Consider the following 6,594-nt stretch of genomic DNA (forward strand, 5'->3'; position numbering starts at 1 on the left):
ACGCGACCGGTTCGGGCCGACAGGCGCCCCTTCCGGCGGAGCGGGGTCCACATGCCCCCGCCGCCCCTCCCCCGTACTCAACCCCCTTGCTGCGACCGCGCCTTGAACGCCGCCTTACGGGCCTCCTTGGCGACCTTCTTGTCCGGGTGGAGGCGTCCCATGGCATCGAGGACGTCCGGTGTGGCCGGGTGGTCGACGCGCCACGCCGTGTCGAAGAAGCCGCTGTGCTGCTGGGCCAGGCCTTCCACGAGGGCTTGCAGTTCGGCGGAGTTGCCTTCGGCGGCGAGCTGCGCCGCCAGCGTGTCGATGGTGAGCCAGAAGACCATCGCCTCCGAGGGCGCGGGCACGTCGGGAGCGCCCTGCTCGGAGAGCCAGACGCGGGCCAGGCCACCCAGCTCCGCGTCGTCGAGGACCTCCCGCAGCGCGGGCTCGGCCTCCAGGCCGACGAGGGAGAGCGCCTGCTGGCAGCGCAGCCGGCGCAGCGGCGCCCCGCCGTCGGCGCCGCGGGCGGCGGCGAGCAACTCCCGTGCGGCGGGCAGAGGTTCGCGCCGGGCGAGCCACTGCTCGGTCTCGGCCTGCGCGGCCGCCGGAGGGAAGACGGCCGTGCCGTCCAGCAGCGCGTCCGCCCCCTTGTCCGCCAGGTCGCCCACCGCGGGCGCCAGGACGCCCGTCTCGAGGAGCCGCGCCCGCATCCCGTACAGACCGAGCGGAGTGAGTCGTACCATCCCGTAGCGGGATACGTCGGTTTCGTCGACCGCGGCCGGTTCCTCGCCGGTGTCCGCCATCAGCGCCTCGTCGACGGGCTGGAAGTCGACGAGCCCGATGGGTTCGAGCAGCCGGAACTGGTCGTCGAGCCGCATCATCGCGTCCGACACCTGCTCCAGGACGTCATTGGTGGGCTCGCCCATGTCGTCGGGCACGATCATCGACGCGGCGAGGGCGGGCAGCGGCACCGGTCCGTCACCGGGTCCCTCCTCGCTCACGGTCAGCAGGTACAGATTGCCGAGCACGCCGTCGAGGAACTCGGCCTCCGCCTCCGGATCCCAGTCCAGGGAGGAGAAGTCGATCTCGCCGCCCTCGTCCATTGCGCCGACGAGATCGTCGAGGTCGGGCACGCTCGCGTCGGCCAGCACCGTCTCCAGCGCGCCGAGCCATACGCCGAGGACGTCCCGCGGTCCGCCGGAGGTGAGGAGGGAGAGGTCCTCGCCCGCGCGCACCGTACCCTCCTCCTCGTCGGCGATCTCGACGAGCCCGGTGTCGACGGCCACCTGCCAGGCCTCACCGGCGACGGCGGCCGCGTCGTCACCGGACAGCCCGAGCTCGGCAGCCGCTTGGGGAAGCTGTTCCTCGACGAGTTCGCCCCCCGCGCCGATCCGCGTGTCCGGACCCGCCCAGCGGGCCAGCCGCGCGGCGCGGGAGAACAGCGGTGCGGCGAGCGCGTCCCGCGCCAGCACGGCTTCGGAATGCAGCCGCACCGGCGGCAAGGGGGAGCTGTCTGACATCGGCTGGGTTCTCCTCCGAACAACCAGGACATGAAGAGCAAGCAGGTCAATCGTAAAAACACCGGCGCCGGACCCCAAGAGCCTTTCCCCGGACACGAGGATCCGGGGGGCGCCCCGGAAATCCGCGCCAACGGCTCAGCCTAGACGGATTTCCACCCATGCCGCCTGGTTCATGTCCCTGACAGCAGCAGTACACCGCTGAAACCTTGACAACTACCCTGGCCACACACGAGATTGACGCGCGTAGAAGTTACGTGGCCACCCGGTCCACCAGCGTCTACGCGCGTCACCGGCCGCACGCAGGTCGCGCTCCCCCCACTGCTCCACCCTCGTCCCGGCGCTCACGTACGTCCCCGGAGGGATTCCCTTGCCGAGCAAGAGAACCGCGCGCATAGGCGCGCTGACCGTCGCCGCGGTCTGTTCCACCATCTCCGCCGTGGTGCTCACCACACCGGCCCACGCGGACACCGTCCACATCCACGACATCCAGGGCACCACCCGGACCTCCCCGCTCGCGGGCACGAAGGTCACCGACGTGCCCGGCATCGTCACCGGCGTGCGCACCTACGGTTCGTCGAAGGGCTTCTGGTTCCAGGACCCGAACGCGGACGACAACCCCGCCACCAGTGAGGGCGTGTTCGTCTTCACCAGCTCCACCCCGAAGGTCGCCGTCGGCGACTCGGTCACGGTGACGGGCACGGTCTCGGAGTACGTCCCGGGCGGCGCCTCCTCGGGCAACCAGTCGGTGACGGAGGTCTCCAAGCCGACGGTGACCGTGATCTCCAGCGGCAACGCGGTCCCGGCCGCGACGGTCGTCGATACCCAGTCCGTTCCGGACGACTACGCCCCCGCGGGCGACACCGCCGCGAGCGGTTCGATCAACGCTCTGACCCTGGAGCCGTCCAAGTACGCCCTGGACTACTACGAATCCCTCGAGGGCATGAACGTCCAGGTCGCCGACGCCCGCGTGGTCACCGCCACCGACCCCTACAGCGAGCTGTGGGTCACGGTGAAGCCGCGTGAGCACGCCAACCACCGCGGTGGCTCGGTGTACGGCGCGTACACCTCGCAGAACACCGGCCGGATCCAGATCCAGTCCCTCGGCGCGACGGCGGACTTCCCGGCCGCGAACGTCGGCGACGAGCTCACCGGCACCACCGCGGGCCCGCTCGACTACAACCAGTTCGGCGGCTACACGCTCGTCGCCGGCCACCTCGGCACCCTGGAGAAGGGCGGCCTGGAGCGCGAGACGACGCGGAAGCAGTCGCGCGGCGAGCTGGCGGTGGCGACGTACAACGTCGAGAACCTGGACCCGGGCGACGCCACGTTCGACGCCCACGCGTCCGCGATCGTGAACAACCTGCAGTCGCCCGACGTCGTGTCCCTGGAGGAGATCCAGGACAACAACGGCGCGACGGACGACGGCACGGTCGCCGCCGACCAGACGGTGAACAAGCTGATCGACGCGATCGTCGCGGCGGGCGGCCCGAAGTACGACTGGCGCTCCATCGACCCGGTCAACGACAAGGATGGCGGCGAGCCGGGCGGCAACATCCGCCAGGTCTTCCTCTTCAACCCCGAGCGGGTCTCCTTCACCGACCGCGCGGGCGGTGACTCGACGACCGCCGTGGGGGTCACCAAGGTCAACGGCAAGGCGCAGCTGACCGCCTCCCCCGGCCGTGTCGACCCGGCCAACGCGGCCTGGACCAGCAGCCGCAAGCCGCTGGCGGGCGAGTTCGTCTTCCGCGGCAAGACGGTCTTCGTGATCGCCAACCACCTCAACTCCAAGGGTGGCGACCAGGGGCTGACCGCGCAGTACCAGCCGCCGACGCGCAGCTCGGAGATCCAGCGGCACGCCCAGGCGACCGCGGTGAACTCCTTCGTCAACGAGATCCTGAAGACGCAGAAGAACGCCGACGTCATCACGCTCGGCGACATCAACGACTTCGAGTTCTCCGACACCACCAAGATCCTCGAGGGCGACGGCGAGCTCTGGTCGGCGATCAAGTCGCTGCCCAAGAGCGAGCGTTACACGTACGACTACCAGGGCAACAGCCAGGTCCTGGACCAGATCCTGGTCAGCCCCTCGATCCGCAGGGGCTGCGACTTCGAGTACGACAGCGTGCACATCAACTCGGAGTTCTCCGACCAGATCAGCGACCACGACCCGCAGGTGCTGCGGTTCAAGCCGTAGCTCCACGCGGGAAGAGCCCCGGCCCCGTCGTCCGGGGGGCCGGGGCTCTTCCCTTTTCCCGCGGCCAGGACCTGTCCGGCCGGACGGGTCCTAGGCGCTGAAGACGCCGTTCAGCCAGCCCTGCCAGGCGAGTTCGTTGGCCTTGGCGTCGGCGGCGGCCGCGAAGTCGTGGACGCTGATGCCGACCGGGGCGCCCCAGTGGTTGCGTCCGAAGAAGCGGATGAGGGCATCGCTGGTGCGCAGCCCGATGAAGTAGGAGTCGCGGTAGTCGACCACGGCGTCGAGGAGCCGGCCCTCGGGCCCCCGGGCCTGGACCCGCGCGCCCTCGGCGGTGCCGTCCGCGAGACCGAGGGCGCGCCCGACGGTGGCGAAGGCGTCGGAGGCCGTGGACGCGCCGGGTCCGTCGAAGGTGGCGAAGGCGACCGGACGGCCGGCGAAGTGCGTCAGGTACTCGCGCAGGGTGTGCAGATAGAAGTCGGTGTGCTTGTTCGCGCCGTCGTACTGGTTGTCCCAGTCCTCGACGAAGATCCCGCTGTGCACATACCGCATCCAGGAGCGGCGTCCGTCGTCACGCGGCTCGATGGTCTCGTCGATCTGGTTGAGGGTCTGCTGTGAGATGCCGTCGACGTCCTCGACCAGGCTGGTGAGGCGGTGCGGCGGGTCCCAGTTGGTGAGCGTGGAGCCGAAGGGCCCGGCCCCGCCCTGGCGCGGCTCGAACTCCATGGGCCACAGCCAGCCGCCGGTGCCGCTGGTGATCGCGTCCCACACCTGCTCCGGCGTGGCATCGACCTCGAACTCGCGGGCGATCTCGAATTCCTTGGACATGAGGGGGCTCCTACTCCTCGATCTGGGGTACTGCGGGCTCGGCGCCCTGGGGTTTCACCGTGGGATGGACGGCGACGACGATCCGGTGGTCCCGACCGCCCTCCGCGTCCCCCGCGTGGTACTTGCGGATCAGCGCGCCGACGCCGGCCGTCAGCTCCTCGATGAACGCGGCGCGGTCGGCGGCCGAGGCGAAGGTCACCTCGCCGTCGAGCGCGTACGTCGCCAGCCGCTTGCGGGCCTTCGCGGCACCGGTGATCAGCGAACCGACGTCGCGGACGAGCCGGGCGCCGAGGGCGAGCATCCAGCGCGCGGAGAGCTGGTCCCGGAAGCGGTCCGGGTCCGGCTGTACGGCGGCCAGCGCGAGGGGCGAGATCACGTACGACGCGGCGGTCGCGCGCATCAGCCGCTCGGTGACATTGCCCTTGCGGCGCTCGCCCGCCAGCTCGACCAGGCCGTGCCGTTCCAGCGCCTTGAGGTGGTAGTTCACCTTCTGCCGGGGCAGCCCGACCTTGCCGGCCAGCATCGCCGCCGAGGCGGGTCCGGCGGTCAGCTCGGCCAGCAGGCGGGCCCGTATGGGGTCCAGTGAGACGGCGGCGGCCTCGGCGTCCTCGATCACGGTCACGTCCAACATGACTCCACCGTCCCACCGAAAACTATTTTTGTCCAGACGGTTCGAGTTGTCGGTAGGCCTGGGGCTTCGGTGCCACGATTCGGGAAACCCGCCGCTCATGGACGACAAGCGACCGGAATCGCAGACGGAAGGACTCACCGAGAAGGACAGTCCCTCCAAGCTGACCGCCCGCTCCTGGCGGGCGGTGGTGCGACGCACGGCGAAGGAGTTCCTGGACGACGAACTCCCCGACCGCGCCGCCGCGTTGACGTACTACGGCGTACTGTCGATGTTCCCGGCGCTCCTGGTGCTGGTGTCCCTGCTGGGCGTCGTGGGGCAGGGCGTCACGGACAAACTCCTCGACAACGTCAAGGACCTCGCGCCGGGCCCGGCCCGGGACATCCTGCACAACGCGGTGGTGCAGCTGAGCGGCAGTGGCGGGACGGGCGGGGTGCTGGCGATTGTCGGCCTGCTCGCCGCGGTGTGGTCCGCTTCCGGGTATGTTGCCGCGTTCATCCGCACCTCCAACGCGGTGTACGACCTGCCGGAGGGCCGCCCGGTCTGGAAGCTCACCCCGCTGCGGCTGGCCCTGACCGTCGCGCTGATGCTGATGCTCGCCGCGAGCGCGATGATCGTGGTGTTCACCGGACCGCTGGCGCACCGGGCGGGCACCGCGATCGGACTCGGCGACGCGGCGATCACCGTGTGGTCGATCGCCAAGTGGCCCGTCCTGCTGCTGTTGGTGGTGCTGATGATCGCCCTGCTGTACTGGGCCGCCCCCAACGTCCGCGGCCGCGGCTTCCGCTGGGTGAGCCCCGGTAGCGTCGTCGCCACCCTGATCTGGCTGGCCGCGTCCGCCGGTTTCGCCGTCTACGCCGCCAACTTCGGCTCGTACAACAAGACGTACGGCACTCTCGCGGGCGCCGTCGTCTTCCTGGTGTGGCTCTGGCTCACCAACCTGGCCATCCTGCTGGGCCTCGAGTTCGACGCGGAACTTGCCCGCCAGCGGGCCATCACCGACGGCGCCCCTCCCTCCGAGGAGCCGTACGTCGAGCCCCGGGACACCCGCAAGTGGCCCCCACGCCTGCGGGCGCTGCGGGCGGCGCGGGAACGGGCGAAGACGGGGGTCGCGCCCACAGGCGGGCCACTCCTCAAGCACCCGAGGGGCTGAGGTTCCGCCCCTCGTGGGGGTTCCCCCCGCTCGAGCGCTCGAGCGAAGCCGAGAGTGGGGAGTTTGAGGACGAGCGCGAAGCGCGACCGGGGGTCTGGGGCGCAGTCCCCAGGTACGGGGCGGGTAGGGGCGGAGGGGGCGAAACCCGCAGTACGGCACCGGTGCCGCGCACGAGGCGGCTGGCAGTACTACGCACCGGTGCCGCGCGCACGAGGCTGGCAGTACTACGCACCAGTGGCGCGCACGAGGCGGCTGGCGGGTCGGCCTACGGGGTGATGATCTTTCCGTTGTC

Annotated in this window: 5 protein-coding genes; 2 read left to right on the top strand and 3 right to left on the bottom strand. The window is 70.5% G+C overall.

Going from position 1 to position 6,594, the window contains the following annotated elements:
- Positions 1-77 precede the first annotated feature (77 nt).
- A complete protein-coding gene (locus AB0D27_RS17395) occupies positions 78-1,502 on the bottom strand; it encodes a hypothetical protein (RefSeq protein ID WP_362508750.1) in 1,425 nt (474 codons plus the stop codon).
- Positions 1,503-1,869: 367 nt separating this feature from the next.
- On the opposite strand from AB0D27_RS17395, the gene AB0D27_RS17400 reads away from it, so the two are divergent.
- Positions 1,870-3,696 (top strand): endonuclease/exonuclease/phosphatase family protein, encoded by a 1,827-nt coding sequence (locus AB0D27_RS17400; RefSeq protein ID WP_362508753.1) that lies wholly within the window; start codon positions 1,870-1,872, stop codon positions 3,694-3,696.
- A gap of 90 nt (positions 3,697-3,786) precedes the next feature.
- Here the strand turns inward: AB0D27_RS17400 and AB0D27_RS17405 are convergent, their stop codons facing one another.
- Both AB0D27_RS17405 and AB0D27_RS17410 read right to left on the bottom strand, forming a co-directional pair.
- On the bottom strand, positions 3,787-4,521 hold the full coding sequence (locus tag AB0D27_RS17405; RefSeq protein WP_362508756.1) for an SRPBCC domain-containing protein: 735 nt from the start codon (positions 4,519-4,521) through the stop codon (positions 3,787-3,789).
- Between the two features lie 10 nt (positions 4,522-4,531).
- Positions 4,532-5,152: a helix-turn-helix domain-containing protein gene (locus tag AB0D27_RS17410; protein WP_362508759.1), complete on the bottom strand. Its 621-nt coding sequence runs from the start codon at positions 5,150-5,152 to the stop codon at positions 4,532-4,534.
- 97 nt (positions 5,153-5,249) lie between these two features.
- Between AB0D27_RS17410 and AB0D27_RS17415 the strand changes: the two genes are divergently transcribed.
- Positions 5,250-6,302 (top strand): YihY/virulence factor BrkB family protein, encoded by a 1,053-nt coding sequence (locus AB0D27_RS17415; RefSeq protein ID WP_362508762.1) that lies wholly within the window; start codon positions 5,250-5,252, stop codon positions 6,300-6,302.
- Positions 6,303-6,594 lie beyond the last annotated feature (292 nt).

This window comes from Streptomyces sp. NPDC048415 (genome assembly GCF_040651675.1).
In the GTDB taxonomy this organism is placed as follows: Bacteria; Actinomycetota; Actinomycetes; order Streptomycetales; family Streptomycetaceae; genus Streptomyces.